The sequence below is a fragment of the Sulfitobacter sp. HI0129 genome (assembly GCF_001635395.1).
GTDB lineage: Bacteria > Pseudomonadota > Alphaproteobacteria > Rhodobacterales > Rhodobacteraceae > Sulfitobacter.
Window position 1 is genome coordinate 1 of the sequence record NZ_LWGH01000435.1, and the last position, 2636, is coordinate 2636.

General features: G+C 68.0%; 2 protein-coding genes. Both read left to right on the plus strand.

The genetic code is table 11. From position 1 onward, the window contains the following. On the plus strand, positions 1-761 hold a 761-nt coding region (locus A3764_RS11845), incomplete at its 5' end, for a DUF58 domain-containing protein (protein ID WP_067951618.1). Further along, a partial coding sequence (locus A3764_RS11850; protein ID WP_067951619.1) for a BatA domain-containing protein occupies positions 758-2636 on the plus strand: 1879 nt, incomplete at its 3' end. The genes A3764_RS11845 and A3764_RS11850, both read left to right, overlap by 4 nt.

Here is a 2636-nt window from a genome sequence, read left to right on the forward strand (position 1 = left end):
GACGTCGGCGNGCCGGGCTGGGGGACGATTTCTGGCAATACCGCCCGGCCCAGACCGGGGACAGCCGCCGGGCCATCGATCACCGGCGATCCGCCATGGGCGACCATGAGTTCGTGCGAGAACGCGAATGGCAGATCGCGCAATCGGTCATGCTCTGGGTCGATCAGGGGGCATCCATGCGGTTTGCCTCCACCGCTGACCTGCCGGAAAAGGCGGATCGTGCGCGCCTGCTGTCGCTTGCGCTGGCGATCCTGCTCATCCGCGGGGGCGAACGCGTGGGCCTCACTGGGACGGAGCTTCCCCCCCGTCGGGGAAACCCGCAGATCCTGCGCCTGACTGAAATGCTGAGCCGCGATAGCGAGGCGGATTATGCGCCGCCGGAGCATCGCGCCATGATCCCCAACGCCCGCGCGGTCTTCGTGTCCGATTTCATGGGCGACCTGGGTCAGGTTCGCGAAGCCCTGACCAAAGCGGCGGACCGGGGCGTCCGGGGGGCGCTGCTCCATGTCCTCGACCCCTCGGAAGAGGCATTTCCCTTCGCGGGGCGGACCGTCTTTGAAAGCATGGGCGGCACGTTGCGGCATGAAACGCTAAAGGCGAACGATCTGCGCGACCGCTACATCGACCGGCTGGCGGCCCGAAAGCATGAGTTGCAGCAGCTTTGCACCCTGACCGGCTGGCGGTATGGCCTGCACCATACGGACAAGCCCGCGCAAACGGGCCTTCTCTGGCTCTATGGTGCGTTGGATCGCGCTGCATGACGGTTCTTGGCGGCATAGGCTTTACCGCGCCATGGCTGCTGGCGGCCTTGCTGGCCCTGCCGGTGCTGTGGCTGATCCTGCGGGCCGTCCCGCCCGCGCCCATCCGCCGCCGGTTTCCCGGCGTCGCCCTGCTGCTGGGCCTGACGGATGACGAATCCGTTTCCGACAGGACGCCGTGGTGGTTGCTTTTGCTGCGGATGCTTACCGTCGCCGCGATCATCATCGGGCTTGCGGGCCCGGTCCTGAACCCGCAGCGCGATCAGTCATCCGGTAGCGGACCGCTGCTCATGGTTCTCGACGGCAGTTGGGCCGGGGCGAGCGGCTGGCCACGCCAGATGGAAGCAATCGAGGCGCAATTGACCCGCGCCGGTCGCGCCGGGCGCCCCGTGGGTTTCATGGTGTTGACCGCGCCCGAAGCCCCCTTGTTCCAGGCCGCGGACGTCTGGCGCAGTCGTCTGCCGGGTCTGGAACCCGCCCCCTGGCAACCGACCGAAGGCAATTTGGCGCGGGCACAGGCCGCCATCGCGGATGCAGGGCGGTTCGATACCATGTGGTTCGCCGACGGGCTCGATTATGACGGTCGTGATGCGATGCTGGCGAGCCTGCGCAGTCACGGAACCGTCGAGGCGTTTCAGACGGGCGCCAATACACTGGCCATCGCGACCGCGCGCTACGAGGACGGGGCCGTCATGCTTACCCTGCGGCGGGCGGCGGCGGGACTGGAAAGAGAAGTCACGGTCGAGGCGCAGGGCCGTGACCCCGCCGGAAACGCCCGGGTCCTCGCCACCGCTCAGACAACATTCGAGGCGGACGCGACCGAGGCGGAAACGGCGCTTTCCCTGCCGTCCGAACTGCGCGCGCGCATCACCTCTTTCGATATCGCCGGGCAGCGGTCCGCCGGTGCCACGACCCTTGTGGATGACGCCCTGCGGCGCCGCGAAGTCGCCCTGATCGGCGGGCGAAGCGACCGCGAAGGCCTGCAACTGCTCGCGCCGCTGCATTACATCGAACAGGCCCTCGCCCCGACGGCGGACCTAATCGACGGCAGTATCGCCGAGGTTCTGCCCGCCAATCCGGACGTGATCGTGCTGGCCGATATCGCCACCCTCGCCCCGGCCGAGGCAGAACCCCTGCAGGAGTGGATCGACAAGGGCGGCATGCTGATCCGCTTTGCCGGGCCGCGCATCGCGGCAAGCGACGTGAGCCGGATCGAAGAGGATCCGCTGATGCCCGTGCGCCTGCGTGCCGGGGGCCGCAGCGTCGGCGGCGCCATGAGCTGGGGGGAGCCGAAGTCGCTTGCGCCGTTCCGGGATAGCTCGCCCTTCTATGGCCTCACGATTCCCGATGATGTCTCCGTTTCCGCCCAGGTCGTCGCACAGCCCGACCCGACGCTGGCGCAGCGGGTCATCGCCTCGCTCAGCGATGGAACGCCGCTGGTGACACGCAAGAAGGTGGGTCAGGGCCAGATCGTCCTGTTCCATGTGACGGCGACGGCGGAATGGTCCTCCCTGCCGCTCTCCGGTCTCTTTGTCGAGATGATGGAACGGCTCGCGACGTCATCCGCCGCGGCGAGCCCGGATGCCGAAGCTCTTGACGGCACCACATGGACGCCGGTGCGGGTGATGGACGGGTTCGGCACGCTTTCGGATGCCGGAACCATGCCCGGTATCGATGGGGCCCGGCTGCTCGATGCGCCCACCGGGGCCGAAGTGCCGCCGGGCATATATGCCTCGGGTGACAGGCGGATCGCACGCAATGTCATCGGCCCGGAGACGGAGCTTACCCCGGCGGGCTGGCCTGCCGACATTACGGTTCACGGGCTGTCCGTAGCCCCCGAACAACCGATCGCCGGCTGGCTGCTGGGACTGGCGATCC